Source organism: Mastigocoleus testarum BC008, from assembly GCF_001456025.1.
Taxonomy (GTDB): Bacteria; Cyanobacteriota; Cyanobacteriia; order Cyanobacteriales; family Nostocaceae; genus Mastigocoleus; species Mastigocoleus testarum.
Genome location: NZ_LMTZ01000040.1, coordinates 1 through 26,288, shown reverse-complemented (window position 1 = coordinate 26,288; position 26,288 = coordinate 1). Strand labels below are relative to the sequence as shown.

General features: G+C 37.7%; 25 protein-coding genes and 1 pseudogene. 14 read left to right on the top strand and 12 right to left on the bottom strand.

Going from position 1 to position 26,288, the window contains the following annotated elements; all coding sequences use genetic code 11:
* The 3 genes from BC008_RS08090 to BC008_RS08080 all read right to left on the bottom strand — a co-directional run.
* Positions 1–228 (bottom strand): DUF4277 domain-containing protein (locus tag BC008_RS08090; protein ID WP_153009509.1); only part of this gene is annotated, 228 nt, incomplete at its 3' end.
* A gap of 199 nt (positions 229–427) precedes the next feature.
* Entirely contained in the window at positions 428–655 is a 228-nt protein-coding gene (locus BC008_RS51205) for a hypothetical protein (RefSeq protein WP_072207700.1), read from the bottom strand.
* Positions 656–712: 57 nt separating this feature from the next.
* Positions 713–2,272, bottom strand: a complete 1,560-nt coding sequence (locus BC008_RS08080; RefSeq protein ID WP_058183416.1) for an ATP-binding protein — start codon at positions 2,270–2,272, stop codon at positions 713–715.
* A gap of 486 nt (positions 2,273–2,758) precedes the next feature.
* Between BC008_RS08080 and BC008_RS08075 the strand changes: the two genes are divergently transcribed.
* Positions 2,759–3,325 carry a CBU_0592 family membrane protein gene (locus BC008_RS08075; RefSeq protein ID WP_036269289.1) on the top strand — a complete coding sequence of 189 codons (567 nt, stop codon included), beginning with the start codon at positions 2,759–2,761 and terminating at the stop codon, positions 3,323–3,325.
* Between the two features lie 440 nt (positions 3,326–3,765).
* On the opposite strand, the gene recR is transcribed toward BC008_RS08075, so the two are convergent.
* Positions 3,766–4,332 (bottom strand): recombination mediator RecR, encoded by a 567-nt coding sequence (gene recR, locus BC008_RS08070; RefSeq protein ID WP_072207699.1) that lies wholly within the window; start codon positions 4,330–4,332, stop codon positions 3,766–3,768.
* Positions 4,333–4,644: 312 nt separating this feature from the next.
* Here recR and BC008_RS08065 point away from each other — a divergent pair, with 312 nt between their 5' ends.
* From BC008_RS08065 to BC008_RS08020, 10 genes are all read left to right on the top strand, one after another.
* Positions 4,645–5,649, top strand: coding sequence for an aldo/keto reductase (locus BC008_RS08065; protein WP_027845455.1), 1,005 nt, complete (start codon positions 4,645–4,647; stop codon positions 5,647–5,649).
* Between the two features lie 389 nt (positions 5,650–6,038).
* The gene (locus BC008_RS08060) at positions 6,039–7,136 is read left to right on the top strand and encodes a carbon-nitrogen hydrolase family protein (protein WP_058183415.1); all 1,098 of its coding nucleotides are present in this window, start codon (positions 6,039–6,041) and stop codon (positions 7,134–7,136) included.
* Positions 7,137–7,178: 42 nt separating this feature from the next.
* Positions 7,179–7,409 carry a tautomerase family protein gene (locus tag BC008_RS08055; protein WP_027845454.1) on the top strand — a complete coding sequence of 77 codons (231 nt, stop codon included), beginning with the start codon at positions 7,179–7,181 and terminating at the stop codon, positions 7,407–7,409.
* Between the two features lie 13 nt (positions 7,410–7,422).
* Positions 7,423–8,034 carry a cysteine hydrolase family protein gene (locus BC008_RS08050; RefSeq protein WP_036267336.1) on the top strand — a complete coding sequence of 204 codons (612 nt, stop codon included), beginning with the start codon at positions 7,423–7,425 and terminating at the stop codon, positions 8,032–8,034.
* 42 nt (positions 8,035–8,076) lie between these two features.
* Positions 8,077–8,814 (top strand): SDR family NAD(P)-dependent oxidoreductase, encoded by a 738-nt coding sequence (locus tag BC008_RS08045; protein WP_027845452.1) that lies wholly within the window; start codon positions 8,077–8,079, stop codon positions 8,812–8,814.
* Between the two features lie 101 nt (positions 8,815–8,915).
* On the top strand, positions 8,916–9,608 hold the full coding sequence (locus BC008_RS08040; RefSeq protein WP_235595822.1) for a cysteine hydrolase: 693 nt from the start codon (positions 8,916–8,918) through the stop codon (positions 9,606–9,608).
* A 145-nt stretch (positions 9,609–9,753) separates the two neighbouring features.
* Positions 9,754–10,134, top strand: coding sequence for a PH domain-containing protein (locus BC008_RS08035; protein ID WP_027845451.1), 381 nt, complete (start codon positions 9,754–9,756; stop codon positions 10,132–10,134).
* 328 nt (positions 10,135–10,462) lie between these two features.
* A complete protein-coding gene (locus tag BC008_RS08030) occupies positions 10,463–11,209 on the top strand; it encodes a glycosyltransferase family 25 protein (protein WP_027845450.1) in 747 nt (248 codons plus the stop codon).
* Positions 11,210–11,452: 243 nt separating this feature from the next.
* Positions 11,453–12,415: a 50S ribosomal protein L11 methyltransferase gene (locus BC008_RS08025; RefSeq protein WP_027845449.1), complete on the top strand. Its 963-nt coding sequence runs from the start codon at positions 11,453–11,455 to the stop codon at positions 12,413–12,415.
* 219 nt (positions 12,416–12,634) lie between these two features.
* The gene (locus BC008_RS08020) at positions 12,635–13,207 is read left to right on the top strand and encodes a hypothetical protein (protein WP_058183414.1); all 573 of its coding nucleotides are present in this window, start codon (positions 12,635–12,637) and stop codon (positions 13,205–13,207) included.
* Positions 13,208–13,248: 41 nt separating this feature from the next.
* On the opposite strand, the gene BC008_RS08015 is transcribed toward BC008_RS08020, so the two are convergent.
* From BC008_RS08015 to BC008_RS08005, 4 genes are all read right to left on the bottom strand, one after another.
* Positions 13,249–14,175: a nucleoside hydrolase gene (locus tag BC008_RS08015; protein ID WP_027845448.1), complete on the bottom strand. Its 927-nt coding sequence runs from the start codon at positions 14,173–14,175 to the stop codon at positions 13,249–13,251.
* A complete protein-coding gene (locus tag BC008_RS50380; protein WP_201026094.1) occupies positions 14,135–14,311 on the bottom strand; it encodes a hypothetical protein in 177 nt (58 codons plus the stop codon). Before BC008_RS50380 ends, BC008_RS08015 begins: the two co-directional genes overlap by 41 nt.
* Before the next feature lie 85 nt (positions 14,312–14,396).
* Positions 14,397–14,756: a DUF4288 domain-containing protein gene (locus BC008_RS08010; protein ID WP_058183413.1), complete on the bottom strand. Its 360-nt coding sequence runs from the start codon at positions 14,754–14,756 to the stop codon at positions 14,397–14,399.
* A 147-nt stretch (positions 14,757–14,903) separates the two neighbouring features.
* A complete protein-coding gene (locus tag BC008_RS08005; RefSeq protein ID WP_027846768.1) occupies positions 14,904–15,947 on the bottom strand; it encodes a 3-deoxy-7-phosphoheptulonate synthase in 1,044 nt (347 codons plus the stop codon).
* Positions 15,948–16,342: 395 nt separating this feature from the next.
* On the opposite strand from BC008_RS08005, the gene BC008_RS08000 reads away from it, so the two are divergent.
* The gene (locus tag BC008_RS08000; RefSeq protein ID WP_027846767.1) at positions 16,343–17,539 is read left to right on the top strand and encodes a DUF4336 domain-containing protein; all 1,197 of its coding nucleotides are present in this window, start codon (positions 16,343–16,345) and stop codon (positions 17,537–17,539) included.
* A gap of 543 nt (positions 17,540–18,082) precedes the next feature.
* Here BC008_RS08000 and BC008_RS07995 read toward each other — a convergent pair.
* The 3 genes and pseudogenes from BC008_RS07995 to BC008_RS07985 all read right to left on the bottom strand — a co-directional run bounded on the left by BC008_RS07995 (position 18,083) and on the right by BC008_RS07985 (position 19,973).
* Complete coding sequence (locus BC008_RS07995; protein ID WP_058183412.1) at positions 18,083–18,706, bottom strand: antibiotic biosynthesis monooxygenase family protein; 624 nt, start codon at positions 18,704–18,706, stop codon at positions 18,083–18,085.
* 185 nt (positions 18,707–18,891) lie between these two features.
* Complete coding sequence (locus tag BC008_RS07990; protein WP_058183411.1) at positions 18,892–19,743, bottom strand: Rpn family recombination-promoting nuclease/putative transposase; 852 nt, start codon at positions 19,741–19,743, stop codon at positions 18,892–18,894.
* A gap of 17 nt (positions 19,744–19,760) precedes the next feature.
* A pseudogene (locus BC008_RS07985) lies at positions 19,761–19,973 on the bottom strand (type II toxin-antitoxin system HicB family antitoxin).
* Positions 19,974–20,125: 152 nt separating this feature from the next.
* Between BC008_RS07985 and BC008_RS07980 the strand changes: the two are divergent.
* The gene (locus BC008_RS07980; protein WP_058183410.1) at positions 20,126–22,006 is read left to right on the top strand and encodes a bifunctional serine/threonine-protein kinase/formylglycine-generating enzyme family protein; all 1,881 of its coding nucleotides are present in this window, start codon (positions 20,126–20,128) and stop codon (positions 22,004–22,006) included.
* A gap of 312 nt (positions 22,007–22,318) precedes the next feature.
* Here BC008_RS07980 and BC008_RS07975 read toward each other — a convergent pair whose 3' ends face one another.
* Complete coding sequence (locus BC008_RS07975) at positions 22,319–22,927, bottom strand: RpnC/YadD family protein (protein ID WP_058183409.1); 609 nt, start codon at positions 22,925–22,927, stop codon at positions 22,319–22,321.
* Positions 22,928–23,182: 255 nt separating this feature from the next.
* On the opposite strand from BC008_RS07975, the gene BC008_RS07970 reads away from it, so the two are divergent.
* On the top strand, positions 23,183–26,236 hold the full coding sequence (locus BC008_RS07970; protein WP_058183408.1) for a LamG domain-containing protein: 3,054 nt from the start codon (positions 23,183–23,185) through the stop codon (positions 26,234–26,236).
* The last annotated feature ends 52 nt before the right edge of the window (positions 26,237–26,288 follow it).

Genomic DNA, 26,288 nt, shown 5'->3' with positions numbered 1-26,288 from the left:
ACAAGCTATTTGCTCAAAAAACTTCGGGAACATATATAACGGTTTAGACACAAATCCTAATCCGTTTAAAATCATTGCTTTGACAACATGTCCTGCACTGACTTTTTCTCCTGGTTTTGACCCTAATAAATCATTAATTATTTCTACTAATCCAATGGAATCTACGATTCCTGCTACTATCCCTAAATGGTCTATATTTTGTATTTCAACATCTTTTATATCAAACATAAAAACAGAATTTTACAACACAATTCTGTTTAAATTCTCACATTATTATTTCGAGCAAAAATATTTTCTTACTTTTTTAAGAATCTTTTTAGCCTCATCAAAGACTTCAACTCAAAATACTTTTTGATAGATCCCAAATTTAATGAGATAACTTCCCATTAGTCTCATGAATATCTAAGTCTTGTTTAATAAATATGTACTAAAAAATCTCATCCCCTTGGTGTGTGACAGTTAGGGTGCGGAAGATGGGTTTAAAACTGCTATTTCTGAATATCACATTAAGATTATTTTGTAAATGGGTGATGGGTAATTGGTAATGGGTAATTGGTAATTGGTAATGGGTAATGGGTAATTGGTAATTGGTAATTGGTAATTGGTAATTGGTAATTGGTAATGGATGAAACTGATAGAAATCTGTTTTTCCCATAATCAACGGATGAGTTAACCCATTCGTTGCTAATCCGTTGCTAAATATTAACCATCTTCAAGCTCGAATCACAGTAATAGCTCTTTGATTGTCGGTATTAATAATCTGGGTTGATAAACGTTCTTCAATCGGTAAAGCATTTTTACGTCTATCAAACACAAATAACCAACCTTCATTCAATCCCAAACGGGCTAAATAGGATTCTAATTGTTCAATTCCTTCTTCTTGGGGATCCCGCTTCTTATCCCGCCATACTTTTAATTCAATTCCTAAAGTAACGGTTTTATATCTCAAACATAAATCCATTCTGTCACTACCGATCGCATATTCCCGTTCGAGGGTTCCACCACCATTAACGACGCGATGCAAGAAAGCCATTAACACGATGTGGGGTGCTATTTCATGGTAGCTAGTACTTCTTAATAATGGTTCTCCGTGCTGTCGCCAAAACTTGATGAATGCTTCTAGCAAAGAATCTAAATTCAGTTCACCTTCCGGGGTTAACCAAGTCGGTGCGATGGTTGGTAGGGAAGCCATTGGTGTAACTGTTAAGACCCTGGGTAAAACCTCACGATAAATTGGATTTGCAATAGTTAATCCACCTTGGGGATGAATTTTACATAAGCCCAAGTCAATTACAAATTGAATATCATCGTTGGGTATATCTCCCAATTCCAAACCTGCTAACATCGGTTCGATAATCGCTTTTATTCTTGGTTCCCGTAAACGTTCGGCTAAACTATCGAGGTGAGTATCTTGACGAGCAATTAATATTTCTTTGGCTTTGAAAATATGTTCGCGGGTAATAGGAATGTTTCTATCCCTGACCATTTTCTCCACAACTTCCTTAGCTAATGCATTGACTAACCAAGGTTGTCCTTGGGTTAAATCAAAAGCTGTTGCTGTCGCTTCTGGGGTAAAAACTTGTCCTGTTTCCTCTGTATGTTGTTGATATAATTGTGCAACCTCTGCGGCGTTAAAATTTCTCAGAGTAATGGAACTAACTTTAATATTAAAAGGACTAGCTGTGTTTAGTCTGTCACTACCACCGGATGCAACTTTATAATCGCGCACATCGCGCAAACCAACTAATCCCATAGATGAGGGAAAATTTTCTGGACGATTGGGAAAACCATCCCGCAACTGTCGCAATACTGAAATTAAGGTTTGGTCTTGTAAAGAATCGATTTCATCAATAAATATTACCAAAGGTCTTGGTGAAGCGTTTGCCCAAGCCTGGAAAAAACCTCGAATTCTGCGTCCTGGTTCTTCTTTTTGTTGTTGATTCAGAATGGGTGGTTGGAACTCATCGGGTAATCTTATGGAAATTGTATCGTACCAAGTTCCTAAAATTGCTAATTCTGCTGCACCTGGATCTTGATTAAAAGCGCTTCCCACTTCCACCGATACCATTACAGATGTGTAGCGTTCACTTGCAGTTAATTGTTTCGCTAACGCCAGCATTGCTGTGGTTTTACCAGTTTGTCGCGGTGCGTGAACGACAAAATAACTTTCTTGTTCGATCAGGGTTTCCAAGTCGGGTAAACGACTTGTGGGTGGGAGCATGTAGTGCTTGTCTGGTCTGCAGGGACCAGCAGTGTTGAACCAGCGAGTCATTTAATCTGTGCAGTTAGCGGACTCTTTGAGTTTAGATGATTTTAGGGAAAGGAATTTGTGTCCAAGTGGATGATATCTCAGAAGTCTCTGGATGGATGGGTTGAACTAGCCAGTGGATAGTAATGGAAATGGAATTACAAAAAGGAAACTAAAGTTAACAGGTCAGAAATCACTTGAAGACCTTTATTACTTTAGGAGCACGAGAAAATGAAAACGAAATCACTAGAAGTAATGATAGTATTTTGTTCCATATTAGTTCCAGGGATTTTTGTTGAGGCTCATGGTAATTAATTGAGCTTCAGTAGATAAGAATTCGGTATTTAAAGTCCTATAAATATCTTTGCAACACCTCCTACAAGGGTAAGTTCATTCTGCCAAATTTAGGGATTTAGGAGACAAAGTCATCTTGTAATTAAGCAATGCCATATTTCTGAAGGGTTAATTAGACAAGTATTGCTAACTCCATATCACCGTTAAGTAAATTTTATGAATCTTATGATTGTAGAAATGCTAGGTTGGCTTGGAACAGCTACTTATATTTCAGCATATATTTTACTCACAACCGGTTTTATATCAACAGAACGTATATATCTAAATCTAAATGTTATAGCTGCTGCTTTAGTTATGATTGTTTCTGTGGCTAAGGCATCATGGCCTTCAGTTTTCATTAACTTTTTCTGGGGTTTAATTACTATTAGTCAAATAGTCAACTACCCACTAATACTTTCTCAATGGGTAAAACCAATCTTTCAAAGATTTATGATGCTGTCACTGGGTTGTGCTTTAAGCTTTATATTTGCAGGTAATCACTACGTAGGTGTGCACATTCTAGCTTGGTGTTCAACAGTTGGATATTCATCAAGTTACTTGTTATTTCTGAATGGAAGGTTGGGAATTATTGAATTTCATCAATGGAATTTTTTGGTGGCGATAATTTTAATTCCTCAATTACTCTGGGTTAGGAACTGGCCAGTAATTGCTATTCAGGTCTTTTGGCTAGGAATTGCTTTATTGGGAATATTACATCAATATCAGCGAGGAAAACGTATTTAACTCTGAAAAAACCATTTATAGCGCTATTTTTTTAGATTAGTACATTTTTTGTTCCCTGTTCCCTAATAAGTAATAAGTAATAAGTAATAAGTAATAAGTAATAAGTATAGGACTTACGCAACGTTAGCATCGCGTGTCCGTAGGACATAGATTTGTCATTGCGACCGGAACACAGTGTAGGGTTAGCGCAGCGTCTCCGTTTAGGAGATAGCAATCCCAGCGTCTCAGGAGATTACGTCGCTAACGCTAGCCCGCAGCGTAGCTGTTAGCAAAGCGTGACGTTAGTCATACGTAATGACGTAATTACGTTAATTTTGCGTAAGTCCTAAAGTAATAAGTAAGGAGTAATTTGGTTTTCCCTATTTCCCTATCCTCCCTCACTCCCCACACTTCCCACACTTCCCACACTTCCCACACTTCCCACACTTCCCACACTCCCTTTACTCCAATTCCCGCCTACCTTCCAAGGCTCTAGCTAAAGTTATTTCATCGGCATATTCCAAGTCACCACCTACGGGTAAACCAAAAGCAATTCGTGTAACTTTGGTAAATGGTTTTAATAATTGTCCAATATACAACGTAGTTGTTTCCCCTTCTATACTGGGGCTAATTGCTAAAATTACTTCTTTTGGTTGTAGCTGACTTACTCGTCTAACTAGTGGTTGAATATTTAATTGTTCTGGTCCGATACCATCGATTGGCGAGATTACTCCACCTAAAACATGATATTTTCCTTTGAATTCGCGGGTTTTTTCTAAAGCAATTACGTCACGGGAATCTCCGACCACGCAAATTGTACGGGTATCGCGGTTGGGATTACGGCAAATTTCACAAATTGGTTCTGCTGATAGGTGAAAACATTCTTTACATAAACCTATTTGTTTTTTCGCAGCCATTAAAGCTTGCGCTAAGGCTTCAACTTCTGTTTCTGGGCGCTTGATAATATGCAATGCTAGGCGTTGGGCGGTTTTTGGACCTACTCCCGGTAAGCGTTGCAATTGTTCGATTAAGCGGGCTAGGGGACGTGCGTAAACCGTTGTTTTATCTCCAGTGTGTTCGCGTCATACATATCATGCCATTGTTATAGAATTTTGGATGATTTATTTATTCATAAATTGTGTATGAGTTTTAATTATTGAGGTGTCTGCTTAAAGATTTATCATATTTGTGGGAGTTGGTAAGAGCTTATGTCTAACAAAACCCATAATTATTTGCGGTGCGTTATGGCTAAGATTTAACAAAACCAATAATTTGCGGTGCGTTACGGCTGACGCCTAACACACCCTACAAAACTGTTAACTGATAATTGATAACCGATCGTGCAGACTAACCAAAAACTTTATCTTCCCTCAATGGGTTGCGGAACCTGGGCATGGGGTAATCGATTACTCTGGGGATATGATGAAAGTATGGATGATGAGCTACAAGCTGTATTTAATCAGTGTGTAGCTAATGGGGTGACTTTATTTGATACAGGCGATTCCTACGGTACTGGTAAATTAAATGGACGTAGTGAAGAACTTTTAGGACGCTTTCAAAATGAGTATATAGGTGTCAATAAAGATAATATTTGCATCGCTACTAAGTTAGCAGCATATCCCTGGAGATTAACCCGTGGTTCTATGGTATCTGCAGGAAACTCTTCTGCTCGACGCTTGGGTAGAAATATTGATTTGGTACAGTTACATTGGTCTACTGCTAATTATGCCCCATGGCAAGAATGGGCACTTTTGGATGGGTTAGCCGATCTGTACGAGCAAGGCTTAGTTAAAGGTGTGGGTCTATCTAATTTTGGACCCAAAAGATTAAAAAAAGTACACCAAAAATTTACTGAAAGAGGAGTACCGATCGCAACCTTACAAGTACAGTATTCTTTGTTATCTACCTATCCCGTTACAGAACTGGGAATTAAAGAGGTTTGTGATGAGTTAGGAATAAAGTTAATTGCTTATAGCCCTTTAGCTTTGGGAATTTTAACGGGAAAATATTCAAGTAAAAACTCAGGTAACAACCCAGATAAGAGTTCTTTTCCTAAAGGGATTCGCAGCATACTTTTTAGACAATTATTACCAGGGGCGCGATCGCTGTTAGATTGTTTGCGAGCAGTGGCAAAATCGAGAAATAAAACCATGTCTCAAGTTGCAATTAACTGGTGTATTTGTAAAGGCGCTATCCCAATTCCCGGAGCTAAGAATTTGGAGCAGGTGCAGCAAAATATTGGTGCTTTGGGTTGGGAGTTAGATTCTGGTGAAGTCGCAGAGTTAGATCAAGCAGCAGCAGGTACGGATAAAAAAATGGTACAAAATATTTTCCAGACAAAGTAGCTTAGTACTTGAAAACTTTGATACTATTGCCCAATTTATAAACAAAGTTTTACGATTCCCCTTTCAAATCAATTCTCTTCATTCGCTCACAATAAAATAATCGACAACAATAAAGTTTTATAACAAGGCTAGAAAAATAGTAGACGACTAGTCGTATATTAAGGATATAGTGAAATCTATTTTTAATGCCTACGAAGGAATATTGCTGAGAATGTAAATTGAAAAGTTTGTAGAACCATTAAAGCAATTTAGCAAACTTATGGTCGATAGTTGTCTGGCTATATGAGCATTAGATACCAGAATTTCACGAATCATCCTTAGCTATTTTTTTGCTTAATCAAAATACGACCAGTCACATAAAATCTAACTAACTCTCTAGGAGGCAAATTATGGGTGATGTATTTCCCACTATCAAAGCAGCAGTGGTACAAGCTGCATCCATACTCTACGACCGCGAAAAGACTTTAGACAAAGCGGTAGCGCTGATTGAAGAAGCTGCAGGACAAGGTGCACAACTAGTAGCATTTTCAGAATCATTTATACCTGGTTATCCCTATCATCTTTGGCTGGGAGCACCTGTGTGGTATAGAGATTTATTCAAGGAATGGTTTCTTAATAGCGTAGAAATTCCTAGTAAAACTACTGATATCTTGTGCAATGTTGCTCGTACAAATAATATTGATGTGGTTATGGGGGTAAGCGAGCGGGAAGGTAATACTTGCTACAATACACTGATATTTATCAATAGGCTGGGTAAGCTTCTGGGTAAACATCGTAAGATTATGCCTACCCATGCAGAAAGAGCTCACTGGGGACTTGGTAACGGAAGTGATATTAAAACCTGGGACTTTGATGAATATCGTCTTAGCGGCTTACTTTGCTGGGAACATTCAATGGACTTAATGCGCCACGCTATGATTGCCCAGCATCCTCAAATTCATGTAGCTTCATGGGTTGGAGGTGGTGCTATGGCTCTTTGGGACGATATTTTTGAGATGACCTCCGAATTATGTTCCCGATATCATGCCCATGTAGGTGAATGTTTTGTCCTCAAAGCAGATGGAACTTTAGACCAAGCGGGTTATGAGAAACTCTGTCAAACCGAGTATCAGAAGGATAAAATCAAACTCGGTGGTGGTAAATCGGCTATTATTGCTCCTGGAGGTAAATATTTGGCTGAACCCCTTAAAGATCGGGAAGGAATTATAATTGCTGACCTTGACTTAAATACGATTGCAGATTGGGCACATCTGCATGATGCTGTAGGTCATTATGCCCGACCAGATTTACTTAGTTTGTTGACCAATACTGGCGAATATCATGTAACTAGACCGATGATAGAGCGTTCTAACAACTACTTTTCAGGAGTTTATAGCAGCAATACAAATAATTTAGAAAAACTGACGGCTGATATCGAACGATTGTCAACTGATTTTACAAACCTACAGTCTACTCTTCAAGAAAGACTGACAGTTGCAAACCAATAGTAGAAATATCTTTAATCTTTACTACACAATAAGAGTAAAACTATGCCTTTGATCAACATTCGTACAGTCAAAGGACTGTTAGATGAAGACAAAAAACAAGAACTTTATCAACGCATTACTGAACTTATGGTTGAAATCGAAGGTGGTGGTGACCCTGATTTCAAAAAATATGTCTGGATTCTGCTCGAAGAACACGATGCTTCTGACTGGAGCATAAGTGGCGTAACACTTACAGAGCAAACTGTTAGAGAAATTAAAGGAAAACTAGTTTAAGGAGATTAGAACTATGACACTTTCACACAAAAGTAAAACTGTAAAACGAGCTTTACTAGTGATTGATGTTCAGAATGAGTATTTTACTGGTCAACTTCCTGTATATTATCCGTCAGGGAGTTTGGATAATATTCTAGTAGCAATTGATGTTGCGATCTCCCGCGAGATTCCGGTAATCGTTATCCAACATACTCAACTAGACGAAAATACAGAAATTTTCTGCAAAGATAGTCCACAATGGCAATTACATCCAAAAATTGCCGATAAACCTTACACTTTGCTAATTGAGAAAAATTTTCCTGGAAGCTTTACTGGTACAGATTTAGAAGCTTGGCTGAGAAAACATGATATTGACACCGTAGTTATCTCTGGGTACATGACTCAGGTGTGTTGCGATACGACCGCTCGACAAGCTTCACATCTTGGTTTATCGGTAGAGTTTCTCTCAGATGCTACTGGTACTCTAGATTTTGAAACTAAAGTAGCATCAGCTTCTGCAGAAGAAATACATCGTTCGACTTTAGTGGTTCAGCAGAGCTTTATTAGCCAAGTGATGACAACTTCCGAGTGGATTCAAGAGGTAGAAAAAGATTTGAAGTCTGACAGCAAAATAGCTGCAGTATAGATCCGCTATCTTTAAAACGCCAGCTATCCAAGGAGGTGTAATATGAACCAACCTGTATGTATGATTACGGGAGTTGGTGATGGTACTGGAGCAGCGATCGCCCGTCGTTTTGCTCAAAGTAATTATCAAGTAGCAATGGTAGCTCGTAATCAAAATCGCTTAAAAAAACTAGAAAGCGAACTTCCTAATACAAAAGCTCATATTTGCGATGTTGGAGATTTGCGTGGACTGCTAGCAACTATTAAAATTGTACGCTCACAGATGGGTAATCCGTCTGTGTTAATCCATAATGCAGTAAGAGCAACCTTTGGTAATTTTCTAGAAGCCGAACCAGAAGATTTAGAGCGTAATTTCCGCGTCAACACCACCTCTTTGCTCTACTTAGCTCGCGAATTAGCACCAGCAATGATTGCAGCAGGAAAGGGAACAATTGTAGTTACGGGTAATACTGCAGCTTGGCGGGGTATTCCCAGTTATACCCTATTTGCACCAACCAAAGCAGCCCAACGTATTCTGACGCAGTCATTAGCGCGAGATTTGGGACCAAAAGGAGTACACGTAGCTTACATTACTATTGATGCGGCTATTGCTACTCCTTGGTCGATGGGGTTACCCGTTCAAGGTTTAAGAACTGAACCTCTAGATCGTAACCCTAAACAATCCCAAGATTTCTTTTGTCAACCCGTAGATATTGCCGAAGAAATATTTCACGTCGTTCATCAAGCACAATCTGCTTGGTCATTTGATGTCGAAATTCGACCCTTTGGTGAAAAGTGGTAAGCAGAAGGGAATTGCAAAAGTATTGAAACTCGGCTCAGGGGGATTTTATTTATTAAAAGACCCTCAAACAAAAAATGTCACAGAATACGGAGATTAAAGTCATGACACTTCCCTTACCTGGAATGACAATCGATTCAGAACGAACTGCAATCGTAATTGTAGACCCGCAGAACGATTTTCTTAGTCCTAACGGAGTAGCTTGGGGAGTTGTAGGCGAAAGCGTTACAGAAAACAATACTATTGCTAACATCGCTACTTTGATGAAAGCAGCTAAAGATTACAATTTACCTTTGTTCATTTCTCCCCATTATTATTACCCTACTGATTATGGATGGAAATTTGGAGGTGCAGTAGAAAAACTGATGCACTCCATCAGAATGTTCAATCGTCAAGATTCTCTCAAATTAGAGGGATTTATAGGTTCTGGAGCCGATTGCTTGGAGCAGTATAAGGCTTATATAGATGATGGTTTTACCATCATCTGTAGTCCTCATAAAATATATGGTCCAGAAAACAACGATTTAATTTTGCAATTGAGGAAACAAAAAGTTGATAAAGTTATCTTAGGAGGCATGTCTGCTAATCTCTGTGTAGAATCTCATTTGCGAGAGCTACTAGAACAAGGTTTTGAAGTTGCTGTAGTTATAGATGCAACAGCTGGTGCTAAAGTCTCAGAAGGAGATGGTTATCAAGCCGCTTTAATAAATTTTCGGATGATTGCAAATACAGTTTGGACAACCGAAGAGACATTACGAGTTTTACGTCAAAGTTTTTGTGGGGGAAGCAACTGTTAACCAAAATATCCATTAATCTCTCTTCATTTGAGGTAGTGTAAGCGACTGTTTAAAATAGATGTAGTCAGCACATAAATGTGTAATCAGTGACTATAAATAATTGAATCTGTTAATTATTCTATTAATCATTACCAAAGGAGATAGCATGGGAATTTTAAGTGGAATAATGGGTAACGCGTCGGAAGTTAACCCAGAGAAGTTGGAGAAAGAACTTATACCTTTAATGGTAGAAGGAGAACAGGTTGATAAGGTATTTAAATTAATTAGAGACTTAGTTGTTTTTACTAATCACAGAATAATTCTGATTAATAAACAAGGACTAACTGGTAAAAAAACTGAATATCTATCAATTCCTTATAAGTCGATTAAATATTTTAGTAAGGAAGGTGCTGGACATTTAGATTTAGATGCTGAGATCAAAATTTGGCTTTCTGGTGAAGATACCCCGAGAGAGTTTGAATTTAAGAGGGGTCATGGTGTAGATGAAGTGTATCAAATTATCAGTAAATACACTTTGTTAAGCTAAATATATTTCAGTTAAATATATTCCAGTCAAATACAGTCAAAGAAAAAAGTAAATAAAAATAGAATCAGTCATTTTTCCCTGAATAGTATTTTTTTACACTTGTTTCTTTATTTAGGAATGTTCCATCTGCGTAAATAAATATTATGCAGATGTGTTCTATACTTCCTATTTATTTGTAATTACAACATGTTGTAATTATACAATTTTGGTGTGTCGCAAAAAATGCATAGAGAAATACCACAGTAATCCTTTAATAACCCTATGAAAACACTTTAATAAAATGATACATAACCTGATATAACTTAAAAAAAGTTATATGGAAAAATAAATGAAATTTATAGATTTTTTTGAGCGAGCATATGTTATTAATCTGCCCGAAAGAGTGGATCGGCGTAAAGGGATGGAAAAGGAACTTAAAAGGTTTGAAATGTCCTTCGAGCCAGGGAAAATCGAGCTTTTTTCTGCAATTAGACCAGATAGTGCAGGTCCATTTAAATCTATAGGATACAGAGGAGTATTTTTAAGTCATCTGAGTATCTTAAAACAAGCAAGGGAATTAAAGTTAGACAATGTTCTAGTTATGGAAGACGATCTAGAATTCTCAGAAAATTTTTGTGAATATGAGGAGAGTCTGATCGAGCAACTGCAAAAAACAAATTGGGATATCGTTCAGTTTGGTTATTTTCCCGAAAAGAATTCAGAACTACCCACAGGTAGTAAACTTGCGACATATCAACCATTTACGGGAGATTTAATCGGTACTCACTTTTACGCGGTAAATAGTAAAGTATTTGACAAACTAATTGGCTTCTTTGAGACATTGTTAGAGAGACCAGCAGGACATCCTGAAGGTGGACCAATGTCTCCTGACGGAGTACTTAATATTTTTTCTCGTCAGAATCAAGATACTGTGAGACTAATCCCAACCCCAAGTTTTGGAGGACAACGAAGTTCTCGCAGTGATTGTCATACAGATTTAAAATGGTTTGATAATCTCCCTATATCTAGACAGCTTGTAACAGTTGCAAGAGATTTGGGTTTAGTGCAAAAAATGAAAAATATTCTTAAAAAATAAGGTTTTTACAATTAGAAGTTTCTAATTAGAATTTTGATTGCTAGTATATTGATTTTATATAGTGGTGCTTTACGGTACTGTGATAAAGATAACTAAGGAAAGAGGTTCTCTTGCGCGCCTAACACACCCTACGATAATTTTATTTGTTATTGATAAATGCATTTTTGGGGCTAGAATTTCTATTGCTAGAATTTTTTGCAGCTTGGTACTATTCTCAGAATGTATCGATATTATGTAAAAAATATGCAATGGATTGAGTTAAGTGTAGGTACAACAGAAGAAGCTGTTGACTGGGTTTGTACTTTGTTGACGCAAGCTAAATATAGTGGTGATGTTCGGATTGCAAAATATAACGGGCTGAATAGCAAATTAAATCAACCTGAATCTGAATGGGCTTTTAAAATTTGTTTGTATTTAGCTGATGATATCCACGCAAATACAATCATTGATAAAATCGACGATTTACTATCACCTTTGCAGCGTACCGGGATGTCTAGTAACTTACAAGTCGCTGTAGTTGAAGAAAAGCCAGATTCAGCAGCAAAAGTTAATCATTTACATCGAATTGGAAAACGCTTTGTGATTCTTTCTCCAGACAATGACTATATACCTGATACCTCAGAGGAGATAGTTATTAAACTGGAAACGAGTCTAGCTTTTGGTAGTGGTTTGCATCCAGCAACTATTCTGAGTATGAAATTGCTGGAACGTCATGTTTTACCTGAAATGAATATCCTCGATCTCGGTTCTGGATCGGGGATTCTAAGTGTAGCGATCGCCAAGTTAGGAGCAAATGTCTTAGCTATAGATAACGATCAAGTTGCGGTACAAGCAACTCAGGATGCAGTAGATCGTAATGGTGTAGAAAAACTAGTGAAAGTAATGGAAGGAAGTTTAGGACATGGGAGTACCCTAGGACATTGGATGGGTGGGGATACTATTGATAAGGTAAGAGCTATCGAAGCCCAACATAATTTTGACCTGATTGTTGCTAATATTTTTGCACGGATTCATATTTCTTTAGCATCAGATTATCAGCAAGCGTTGCGTCAGAATAGCGAACATGGGGGAATATTAATCGCAGCTGGTTTTACCTCAGATTATGAAGAAGCTATAACCACAACTTTTTCCGAAAATGGTTTTACAAAAATAGATTGTGAAAAATTAGATGACTGGATGGCGATCGCCTATCGCATTATCAAATAAAAAGTAAAGAACTTCAAAATTATGAGAAGTTTTCCTAGATAATATTCAGTTTTAATCAAATTCATTTTAAAATCTAAATTCTCAAATCTAAATTCTCCAATCTAAAAAATTTAAAAATTAGAACTTAAAATATTATTTCTTGCTTATTCCTAGTTTAACTAAGGTGTAAGCCATTAACCGGTGCATACTACCGAATGATTCCCTAATTCGGTTGATGTTATGAAAAAATATTGCTCCTATGTTGCTATTTCTCTCTTAATCAGCTTTGGTTTTATTCTAAAAGCGATAACCCCATTGGGGATGCGCAAAGCGGTCGCAATTCCCGTACCAAATGCTTATATTAACTTTGCTGGAGCAGGAGGAGATTTTAAGTCTCGACAAGCGACTTTCCAAGTTAGCGATCAAACAACTATTACCAAAATTGAAAAAAACTTACGACTCTATGAAGTACACCTCGCTAAAATGATCGAGTTAACCTACGATTTTTGTGAGGATAGAGCAGCAGATTATATTGTCCATTGGAATTACCAAGCCGATGATGGAAAAATTTTTATGGGAAATTTTCCTCTATCTTGTGAATTAGCTAGAAAAATTTTCCAAAGATTTGGAACTGGGGAAAGAGAAAAAGTAACTCTTGATTATCGGGGTAAGATAGTTTACGAACATATTGCAACTTTAGCCCTTGATTCTAAGAACAGTAAACAGTTTGCATCTCTAGTCCAAACTCTCAAACCCCAGTGTATTGAAGTTACAAAGAAGAAAATATGTCCGGGAGACCGACCAACTTTCTAGGAATTAAGTCGAGTGTGGAAAGTCTGATCAGTGTAGGAATCTTACTGCAAACAATTATATAAATGTTCTTTCCAGCGCGATACATTAATTGACCAAATAACATTCATGTTTGGAGTTTTCTTGAGTACTCCTAACTCATCTACAATTGTCGCACCCCGAGTCAATTTACTTTGAGTTTCCACATCTACAAAATATTTACCTTGATGGGTGACGATTTTTGGATCTAAAGCAACTACCATTGCAACGGGATCGGCTAAAGTTAAACCGGATGCACCTTGGATATTTATTGAAGCTTCTATTGCTGTTCTATTACTGTCTATTGCTAAACTTGCTCTTTTATTACTAAATTGATTTATTTTTTCTATTTCAGTAACACTTAAAGCTGCATCATGACGACTTAATTCCCATCCCACCATTTCCATATTCATACCGCTATGGAAAACAATTTTAGCAGCTTCGGGATCCACCCAAATATTATATTCAGCTGCAGGTGTTACATTACCTACAGTGTTTGCTGCACCACCCATGATTACACATCGTTTTACCAAAGGTGCAATATCTGGAGCACGTAGCAATGCAACAGCAATATTTGTTAGCGGTCCCAAAGTAACAAGAGTAATTTCGTTCGGATATTGTCTAATAGTATCAATAATTTTATCTACTGCATGTTCCGACTGAGGCTTCAAAGTTGGTTCAGGGTAATGCATATTTCCCATTCCATCGCTTCCATGAAACCAATCAGCATAAGCATGTTGTCGTAAAATTGGTTGACCACAACCGATATATACAGGTGTAGAAGCATTGCATACCTCCAAGGTATATAATGCATTTTTAGTTCCCTGCTCGACAGAAACATTACCATTAACAACCGTCACTGCAACAACATCAATATCTGACCATTGATACGCCATAATTAAAGCAACAGCATCATCGGAAGCGGTGTCTGTATCGATTAGAAACTTGCGCATTGGTAATTGGTAATGGGTAATGGGTAATGGGTAATGGGTAATGGGTAATTGGTAATGGGTAATGGGTAATTGGTAATTGGTAATTGGTGGTGGGTAATTGACCAGAATAGAAGAAGAAAATAGTCGACTCAGACACTAATTGGCTAGATTACACCGTAAGAATTTTTGTTATATGAGGTTTATAGAATCTGCATTGTAAGTAATTTTGTTCCTCTCACGTTTTAATCAGTATCTTTGGGCTTTTTTGTTTCCTCAAACAAACGATAGTAAGAATCGAAATCGTCGAAACTTCTTGCGTATATATCCACAAATTCTTCATCAAAATCTAAATTTTGATCTAATGTTCCCATGACAGACATCAACTCCTGAAGTTTCCAGGTTACTGTTTGTCCATACACATTTTTGTAAGAAACATTATTTTCGTAACGCTCTATATATTTAGCTACTTTTTGTTGCGCTTCTTCTTCAGAAAATGCTTGAATTAGAAAACAACCTTCTTGATAAGGTGCCTCAGTCTCGCTATTTTCTACTGAGACTTTAGATACATAAATCACCACGTAAGTAATTACTTTATTTAACATTTAATAATCCGTGCGATCGCAGAAATCTTGAATGCTCATGGAGGGTTTATCACTAAACCATATTTAACAGTACTTTTTGTTGCTCAAGGTAATTGGTAATGGCTAAACTTTAAAGGTGCACATCAGTGCACCCTAGTGATTTATTTTTTACAATTTTTCATAAGAATCCAAAATAATTCTTTCAGTTTCTTCCCAACCAATGCATGCATCAGTGACAGAAACACCATACTTTAAATCTTCAAGATTGCTAGGAATCTTTTGATTCCCTTCATGTAAATTAGATTCCATCATCATTCCAACAATTGATGTATTTCCATCAACTATTTGTTGAACAATATTTTCTAAAACACTCGCTTGCAAAGTATAGTTTTTCTTTGAATTACCGTGACTGCAATCAATTACAAGTCTTGGTGATATATTAGCTTTCTTTAATTGTTCTTCAACTAACTGAATACTTGTTTGGTCATAATTAGGCTTACCATTTCCACCCCGCAAAATTACATGACCGTAATCATTTCCTTTAGTTTGAACTACACTCACTTCCCCTTGTTTATTAATACCAAGAAAGTGATGAGGATTCTTCGCTGAATGCAAAGCATTTAACGCTACTTGAATATTACCATCAGTACCATTTTTAAAACCCACAGGCATAGAAAGTCCGCTTGACATTTCCCGGTGAGTTTGTGATTCTGCAGTACGAGCACCAATCGCAGACCAAGCAATTAATTCACTGATATATTGGGGAACAATTGGATCTAAAGCTTCTGTCCCTGCGGGTAATCCTAACTCTGCAATTTGTAACAGCAACTTACGCGCCAGTAATATACCTTTTTCGATCTGAAAAGAATCATCCATTTCTGGATCGTTAATTAAACCTTTCCAGCCTACGGTCGTTCTGGGTTTTTCAAAATAAACCCTCATCACTAATAGAATTTTATCTTTAACTCTATCTGATAAATTTTTTAATCTTTGTGAATATTCTAAAGCTAAATCTGTATTATGAATTGAACAAGGTCCAATTACTATAAACTTTCTTCGATCCCTAAGATCTAATATATCCCTGATTTCTTGTCGATATTTTAAAACTGTTTCCCTTGCTAAATCTGTTAAAGGTAATTGTGACTTAACTTCTTCTGGTGTTAATAAAACGTGATAATTCTCAATATTGGTGTCAAATATTTTATTGGACATAGATCGCATCCCGTATTTGATTTCAGATGTAAATTAGCAATCCATTACACATTGTATATTGCATAACGTAGCGAACAACAAATAAATTAGCTTGACAAATCGCTAATAGTTTGGATTATTTAATACCACTGAATATTGCTAATAGAATATTTACAAAGGTTTGAGTTGTTAACCATATATTTACATCACATTTCCTTGACCTATATCGATCCATGTAGGGGTGTTAAGTCTGTCACTTCATATCCTGCAAAAGTCTACAAACTAATACAGGTAGAGTTCTAGAAAAACATTTAACTGCCGAAAAATTTGCTAAACTCCCGGCTAGTAAGGAAAATATAGAAATATAAGAAAAAGTTGGGAATTTGAAAGGGGTTACCCGAGCGGCTTAAACCATAATGAAAACACAAGGACAAAACAATAATTCAAGCGACTATTCATGGCGCTTTTGGTTTACTTTACCAATCTACCCCTTTGGTAAACGCCGGACAATTCGTAAAGAAGTAATAGAAAACACCATTTGGACCTTCGACCAGTTACAGGGAATTTTCTATGTTGTGGTTCCCATCCGCATGACTGTGGTGAAATTAGAAGAAGGTGGTTTGTTAGTATATGCACCAGTTGCACCTACCCCTGAATGCATTCGGTTAGTTAAGGAACTAGTTGCAGAACATGGCGATATTAAGTATATTATTTTGCCAACTATTTCTGGACTAGAACATAAAATTTTTGTTGGTCCCTTTGCGAGATTTTTTCCTTACGCTCAGGTGTTTGTCGCCCCTAAACAGTGGAGTTTTCCGGTAAGCTTACCCTTAAGTTGGCTGGGTTTTCCCCCAAAACGTACCAAAATACTCCCAACAGACAGTAGTGAAACCCCCTTTGGGAATGAATTTGAATATGAGATTCTCGGTCCCATTGAATTGGGATCGGGTAGATTTGCAGAAGTTGCATTTTTCCACAAGCGATCGCACACCTTATTAGTAACAGACTCGGTAGTTTCGATCCCAGAATGTCCTCCTGCAATTATCCAATTAGATCCATACCCCTTACTATTTCATGCTAGAGATAATGCATTAGAAGTACTGGAAAATACTGAAGAAAATCGTCGTAAAGGATGGCAGCGTATAGCCCTATTTGGCATGTATTTTCGACCAAGCGTATTAGAAATACCCAAATGGGGTAAAGCATTCCGCGATGCTTTCAAAGCCTCTGATCGCTCTTCCAAAGGTTATTTCGGCTTGTATCCCTTTAGATGGAAACCCGATTGGAAACGTTCATTTGATGCTTTGCGGGGTAACGGTAGATTATTTGTCGCACCAATTTTGCAAACCCTGATTCTTAACCGCGCTCCCCAAGAAACCATTGATTGGGCTAATAAGGTTGCAAGTTGGGACTTTACAAGGATTATTCCTTGTCATTTAGAATCACCAATTGCAGCAGAACCAGATCAGTTTAGACAAGCTTTTGCTTTTTTGGAAAAACAACCTAGTAGTAATAGTTATTGTTTATTAGAAGAAGATTTTCAGCTACTTAAAGAAATTGATGCAGGATTAAATAAAACTGGACTTGTTCCACCAGCGAAAGAGAAAATTTGATTGGGTAATGGGTAATTGGTAATGGGTAATGGGTAATGGGTATACGCCCGCACTGCTAACGCAGTGAATGGTAATTGTTAATGGGTAACGGGTAATTGGTTTATGTAGCGAACTTTATCTAATGGGAAAAAAGTTGAGTACGAATAAATTTTAATCTTAGAATCACAATTAGACCCTAAACCATAACCAAAAACCCAACCGTATGGCTGGGTTTGGATGGGGTTATATTCCCCTGATTTTTATAAACGTATTGATAGAGTTATTTATCCTTGACCATCTGATAACTATTACCAAACAGGTGTGAGAGATTTCGGGAAAGTAGAAAAAGTTTTTTGATGAAAATTTCTAGTGGACTGACACGCCTAAAATGATGCAATAGATTTGTCCTAAAATTTATTTCAATTAATGATTTTTGGATTTTGCTAATGCACTATTTTAGCTGTGTCAGTCCAGTAGGGTGTGTTACACGCACGACTATATGTTTGTTATAGGTCATCTTTGCAAAAGCGCCGTAACGCACCGTTGAGTAATTTTATTTAATGTTTATCCTGCGGTTTGTACATGAACAACATTGTACAAATGAAACTCATTGCGAGCTAAGCCTTCCCAATAAGGTTTATCTGGATTGAAACCAGGTTGTTTGAGAATTGCTTCAAATGCTTCTTTGCTTTCCCATTGACCGTAGTTAAACATTCGGTTACCGTCCAAACTGCGATGAAATGTTGCTGAAAGTAACCCTGGTGAGGAACTCATTGCGCGCTCAAGTTCTGAAGACGTGCGTTTGACCATCTCGGGCTGATTATCTGGCATCATTCGAAATTCAGCAAGATGTGTAACCTGTTCCCCTGAAACAATTTCTACTTCTGCTGATATCGATCTGCTAGCAGTTACTTCCAATAACAAGGAATCAGGGGGAAAAAATTCATTGAAAACTTTTGTACGCGGTAAACTGCGATGGTCAAATTTAGGATTCCACTGACTGTAGGTGAATACTCTTACTCCATCCAAGCTTTGATGTACGCTAGCCGATTGAAAACAAGGATTGGAAGTCCACGATGGAATTTGTTCCTCAACGATAGCTTTAATTAGGGCTGTTTGATGTTTCTGTGCAACAGCGAACAGGTCCAGTCCAACAGTGACGGTATTACTTCGGTCAATGCATATCATACAAAATCCTCACTCACGCCTTTTCTCATCCGCTATTCTTACAGCAGCATTTTACAGCAACGGACTGTTGCTGTAACTCAAAATTTTCATCGCTTGTTTCCCATTAACTGCGATCGTTAACTTCTAACAAGGTAGAGTAATTTTATTTAGGCGTAATTCTATTTTTTACAAACAGATTTGAAACATTAATTTTCCTCTTGCAAACTTGCTTCTAATCGCTCCACTTCTTCTGTACTTAGACCTGTAGCTTTTATAATCTCATTTACAGTCATCCCCATTTTTAGCATATTCAGTGCGATTTCTTCTCGTGTTTTCTGAGCAGCTTTTCGTTCCCAACTGGTTGTAATTTCCATATATACTTCCTCCTTGCTTAACCCTATTTTATCGACTGCAGCCATAAAGATTTCTTCCTCTACTGAATTCAGATCCAAGTAAACATCTACAAATCTAGAAATTAATTGCATCCGCGCCGGATCTAGCTTTAAGGTGGTTAACAAGCGGAGACATTCAGCTTTGACCTGGGGACGTTCTTTTACTGGGATATTCATCTTAGCCATTAATGCTGCTGCTACCGGATTTTTCTGAGTTAAATAATCGCGCCAACTCAAACGATTTAGTTGAATAGCAGTAAAATTAAATTCCAGTACATTTAAGTCGGTAAATCTGACGTTATAACTTTGAGGTTCGGGACGTTTTGGTTTGTCAAAGGAAAAGATAACAACAGGATAAATCGGTAAATCATATTTTTCATGTAACCGAGCAAAATATTTAAACATCCTTTTAGGAAATTCTGACTCGGTGTAAGATTGATTTTCTATGTGAATCAGAAAAAAAGTATCTTGCTGCTGATATTTGACTTTTGCTAATAAATCAATTTCTTTCTTATCCCCAGATGTAATATCTGTAAAAACTTCCTGGGGTAAGAATTGAATTGTATCTCTATCTATTTCACTAGCAACTTGCGGTAAAAATAAATCAATAAATTCAATAAAAAATGTTGAAATTAATTCTTTAAATAAACGGTCGTGGTCAATCATAACTATGTGTTTTGATATTACGCCGACATCAAATGTCGCTTTGGTTTGGGAATGCTGCGTCCTAATTCTTCAGCAGTTTCGATCCATTCTTGCATAATCACTTCCACATTTTGCAGTGCTTATTAATATGTTTCACCGTCTGTAGCACAACCGGGTAATTCTGGTACTTCTGCAATAAATACTTGGTCTTCTTCACTCCAGTAAAGTATGATTTCGTAGCGAAGCGTCAACTTCAATACTTGCTGTGTAGCCTTTGTAAGTCATCATGCTTCAATGGTTATCTGTTATTTGTCATTTTCCTATAAAGCTAACTTTTCAAATATTCAAAATCAATCTTTCCTATGGCAAAATAAAACCAATCAACACAGAGCCTGGGTAAATTATGCATGTCGGTAAAATACTCCGAAGCCGATATAAAATTCTTAAAGTTCTCGGAAGTGGTGGGTTTGGGGACACCTACTTAGCCGAAGATATTGATTTACCCAAAAATCCCAAATGTGTGGTCAAACGACTCAAAAGTAATCCCAATCCAGAACTATTAGAAATCGCTCAAAGGTTATTTGAGAGTGAAGCCCAGGTTTTATATCGTTTGGGCAATGAATCCGACCGCATACCCAAACTATTTGCTCATTTTGAGGAAAATGGGGAATTTTATCTAGTCCAAGAGTTTGTTGATGGACAAGATTTAAGTAAAGAAGTACTTCCTGGAAAACAATGGAGTGAAGCACAAGTAATCCAGTTATTAGAAGAGATATTGGAAGTTTTTACAGTAATCCACAATAAAAATATTATTCATCGCGACATCAAACCAGCAAACTTAATGCGTCGTCACAAAGATGGCAAAATCGTTGTCATCGACTTTGGTGCAGTCAAAGAAATCAGCACTTTGATTATGAATCCCCAAGGGCAAACTATCCCTTCTATCGCAATTGGAACAGCGGGATATATGCCTAGCGAACAAGCCTACGGACAACCAAAGCTTTGTAGCGATATTCATGCGATCGGGATGCTTGCAATATACGCTTTGACGGGGATAAAACCCCATGAACTACCGAAAGATCCAAAAAATGGCGAAGTGATTTGGCGAAACTGGGCAAATGTTAGCGAAAGAACAGCTAATGTTTTAAGCCAGATGGTGTCATACCACTTTAGCGAAAGGTATCAAAGTGCATTTGATGCGATAGATGCAGTTACAGCACTAAAACCCAAACCAAAACGAAAACCTCAACTCAACCCAAAATCACGACGGGAAATACTGAAAATTTTGGCTTGGTTGGGAACAGGAGTTGGTTTAAGTGTTGTGGGGAGTAAATTAATGCAAGGTAACTTAAATCTACGTTTAGCACAGACAACTCCAACTTCAACTTCAACCCCAACCCCAACTTCAACCCCAACTCCAACCCCAACTCCAACCCCAACCCCAACCCCGTCTCTACCAACCTTTAATTTTGAAACCGTCACGATCGATGCAAAGGGAAACATTACCAACCGCAGAAATTTAAACGCCCAATACTTTATCGAAGACTTGGGAAATGGTATCAGCTTGGAAATGGTACAGATACCAGCGGGGATATTTACCATGGGTTCTCCAAGTAGCGAAGCAGGGAGAGATGATAGTGAAGGTCCTCAGCATGAGGTTACAGTACCAGGTTTCTTCATGGGTAGATATCAACTCACCCAAGCCCAGTATCAAGAGATTATGGGGAATAATCCTGCTTATTTCAAAGGTAATAATCGACCTGTAGAAAGAGTATCTTGGAATGGTGCAGTGAATTTTTGTCAAAAGCTAAGTGAAAAAACCGGGCGTAATTACAGATTACCCAGCGAAGCCGAATGGGAATATGCTTGTCGTGCTCGTACAACTACACCATTTCATCTTGGGGAAACAATTACTACTGATGTGGCTAATTATCGTGGAACTGCAACACCCTACACTTCTGCACCCAAAGGAGTTTACAGAAAAACAACAACAGAAGTAGGAAGTTTTCCCCCTAATGCTTTTGGTTTGTACGATATGCACGGAAATGTTTGGGAGTGGTGTCAAGATACTCGGCATAAAAATTATGAAGGAGCACCCACAGATGGTAGTGCATGGATTAATAATGATAATCAATCTCTTCGAGTACTGCGGGGCGGTTCTTGGAACGTCATTTCTGAGTACTGCCGTTCTGCGTCTCGCAGTTACTACAATGGGGCGGATCGCGTCAACTACAGCTTTGTTGGTTTTCGTGTGGTCTGCGGGGTTGGGGGGGTTGTTTTGTAGCCCTTTATACTTTTATCGTTTTCCCCTTTACACTGCTTTACTTTTTTCCGCCTGACGGCAGATCGATTTTTTTAATGTTTTTGAGAATTGCTAGGGTCAATGTCGCTTCGGTTGGGAATGCTGTGTCCTAATTATTCAGCAGTCTCGATCCATTCTTGCATATAGGACTCCTGTGCAGATTTTTGAGGATTTATAAGGTAGGGTGTGTTAGGCGCGCGGCTATATATTTGTTCCAGGTCACCTTTACAAAAGCGCCGTAACGCACCGTCGAGTAGTCTTATAATTCTATTTTTTACAAACAGAGTTGGAACATTAATTTTCTTTTTGCAACTGTGCTTCTAATCGCTCCACTTCTTCTGTGCTTAGACCTGTCATTTCTACAATCTCATCTACAGGCATTTTCTTTTTTAGCATATTCAGTGCGATCTCTTCTCGTGTTTTCTTAGCAGCTTTTCGTTCCCAACTGGTTGTAATTTCCATATATACTTCCTCCTTGCTTAATCCTATTTTATCGACTGTAGCTTTAAAGATTTCTTTCTCTGCTGGATTCAAATCCAAATAGACATCTATAAACCCAGAAATTAATTGCATCCGCGCCGGATCTAACTTTAAGGTGGTTAACAAGCGGAGACATTCAGCTTTTACCTGGGGACGTTCTTTTACTGGGATATTCATCTTCGCCATTAACGCTGCTGCTACCGGATTTTTCTGAGTTAAATAATCGCGCCAACTCAAACGATTTAGTTGAATAGCAGTAAAATTAAATTCCAGTACATTTAAGTCGGTAAATCTGACACTATAACTTTGAGGTTCGGGACGTTTTGGTTTGTCAAAGGAAAAGATAACAACAGGATAAATCGGTAAATCATATGGCGCTGCGCGCAAGTCAAAAGTCATTAGCATAGCGTGTCCGTAGGACATAAGTCAAAAGTCAAAACAGACCGCGCCTACGGCGAGCTAATTAATATCTCAAAAAATTAAATTTTATGGAGAATTAGCAAAAATATCATAAAAAATGCGTAAATCAGAATAATACGGGTCTCATCTTGGTACAAAATCATTGGTTAATTGGCTTAAGCACAAATAGCGAATTGTTGCTTAACTAAGGAACAAAAAATTAAATAACAAGTAAAGTTGAAACCTTTGTGACTGTGTAACAAGCTAAAGGATAAATTCATGCTGCTTCAAACTCAACAATCAGTTCAACATATTAACAGCGTCACCCATGAGGGAAAGGTAGTGCTATTTGGAACAGATAGTGAGAGCAATATTTACTATACAGTTAAACAAGATGGCTATGAGAACAATTACAATAGCGAAACTGGGTGGGAAGATTGGAGACAATTGGAGTTTCCTGATGAGGAAGTCGATACTTCAGTAGCAGAAAAGGAAAAGAAAGAATTAACTCATAAAAGCAATCCAAGTAAATTTATTATTCACTCTCTTTATGAAAGCAAGGATAAATCTGCCATAGCACCAGTTCAACTAGTCTCTGCATTAGGACATTTATACGTTTTCCGACAATCTAAGTCCAATACCCTATTGGTGGATCGCTTCGTTTTAGATCAACTAACCAACAATCTTGGTCGGAAAATAGAAGTTCGCTACAAGCGTAGTAGGAAAAGATATGAACCTTGGGAAAGTAATGGAAATACCCAAGGGAATGGAATCTCTAGCTTCGACTCTTTGAATTATCGCGATACGGATGGTAATCCATTCTATGAACCGACAACGGAAATTAGTTTTTTAAATAATTTACATAATGGCTGGTTTTCCGTAGTTTTGTTACCAACCAATGAACTTGATAAGTACCGATGGCATATATTTGCTTACAATAACGACAGTAAAAAAGTTGAGTTAATCTCAATTCGAGCCTCCGAAGAGGGACTATTTGATGTCAAAGACTATACTGTGTTTGACCCCAAACCCGGAGAACCGGAAATTTTGATACCTCGTCAGATTCCAGGAATTATTCGACGTAGCTTAGATTTGAAAGATAAGAATGGTGAAGTTTTAGAGGTAATAGCTAGTCTATCTGCAACAAAGTATGATACTCAGGTTGAACGTCCAACCCAAAGCGAGGAACCTCAACTAATTATTAAAGATAAGACAAAGGTAATGTTGGTAATTCCTACCAGTCAAGGAAATACCGCAGCGTTAAGTTTTGCAGCAGCAAAAGATGGGACACTATCGCAAATATCTGAGAACCCAGAATCATCAGAAATATTGCGTAGTAATAATCGTAATATCTTGTTACCTTTGAATACCCTGGATGAAATTACAGCGTTCGCAGACAGTACTCCACCTGCTGGGGGTACAATTACCCGGATAAGTCGAACAGATGGCGATCGCGTTCAAATTACTTCCGAAAATATACAAGAATTAAAATCTGGGAATAACGTCAAAATTCAAGGGACAACCCACTATAACGGCTATCATGTAGCTGCTAAGATAGTTGATGATAATACCTTTGAAATTGAGGCAAAATGGGTTGATAGCGAGAATGGAAATAATCAAAATTGGCAAGTTGGAAGTTGGGAAGTTATTCCCCAAGAAGAAAGTGTTTTAATATTTGATGGGATTATTACGGCTTTTAAGCGGACAGAAGATGGTAAGTTAGAAATTACTAGTCCCAATCATGGGTTAGAAAGCGGTGATGTGGTGCAAATCCTAGATACACAAGGCTATGATGGCACCTATCCGGTAACAGATATTCAACACAAAGACGACAAAGACGACAAAGACGACAAAGACGACAAAGACGACAAAGACGACAAAGACGACAAAGACGACAAAGACGGTCGCTTTACAATTAATGTGCAGTGGGAACCGGGGTTAGCTGCTAATGTCAAACTTGAATCTCGCAAGAGACGAGGAATTAGCTTTGATGGCGGAGATTGTATTGATATTCCTGCTCTAGAACTAAAACAACCTTCTGTAAACTATTCCTTTGGAGAAACTTATTCTGCTTGGATTTATGTACCAGAAGTAGCAACAACAGAGCAATTAATTATTGGTGAGAAAGGTCAACTAATGCAGTTGTCACTTAATAATAATCATGTAGTTCTCAAGGTTCTTTTTGATGAAGATGAAGGTGATGAAGGGTTTGAGCAGATAGAAGACCCCAATCCCGTAACTGCAAAAGAATGGGTACATTATGCTGGTATCTTCTCCTATAATCACAAGCAGAAAAAAACAACCCTGACATTGTGTAGAAATGGTCAACAGGTTATCAGTAAAACCTTAGATAATCAAAATCCTGGAAATAATAACGAAGAATGGAATCCGGAATTTTGGATTGGGGGAACTGATGAAAGTAATTTCTTCACTGGTAAAATTGCAGATGTGAGAGTATGGAATAAAGCCCGTAGACCTCAAGAAATTCAAGACAGTATGTATCTCCGGTTGAGCGGAAAAGAAGCTGGTTTAGTTGGTTATTGGCGATTAGGTGCGATTGTAGAAGACGACCAACGGGAAGTGGTTGATTTTTCCGTTTATGGCAACAATGGTACTGTATGTGGCGACCCATTTGTGAGTGCGGTTACCCTGGATCGGACTTTAAAGGATAATGCAACTCAGGCTGTTAAATACACAAATGATGAGACATTCGCTGTCACTCAACGTGCAACTTATGTAGAAAGTTTTGAGTTCAAGTTAGATGACAGTAAGATTGACCCCAATAATGTCAATGATCAGGGAGTCAAAGCTTTTGAATTTTCCTATTGGGGTAAAGCGAATCGCGATTCAGAAGATATTGAAGAATTTTCAGGAATTACAGAAAACTTCCAATTAGAAAATGGTTGGTATAAAGCTTCAGCAAGTTTTACTGTACCTGATGACATCAAAATAGTTCGTTCTTTTGAACTCAGAAATATTAAAGGTGATTGGGAACAGTTAGAAATTCGTAAACATCGCATTCAATTAATATCTGATGCGATTACAGAAGAGAAATATACAGATGAAGTTGAATTAGAAACTTTAGCTGCTCAATCGGCTGACTTCTCTCAAATTCTCGCGGAAATTTCTGTGAAAGAATTTGAAGAAGCCGAACTTATAGAAATAATTACTTCTTTGGAAAAATCACCAGAAGACATAAAAGTAGAAATTGATGATTTGAAACTTGAAATTGAGGAAATTGAAAAAGAAGCAAAAAATTTAGAAGTCACATTTGACAATGAAAGAAGGGAATGGAGAAATTACAGCAGATTGCAGGTAAATGAGGTACACTAGCTCTGGTGCGTCAACGGGTAAAATGAAAGCTTACTCCATAGACTTACGAGAA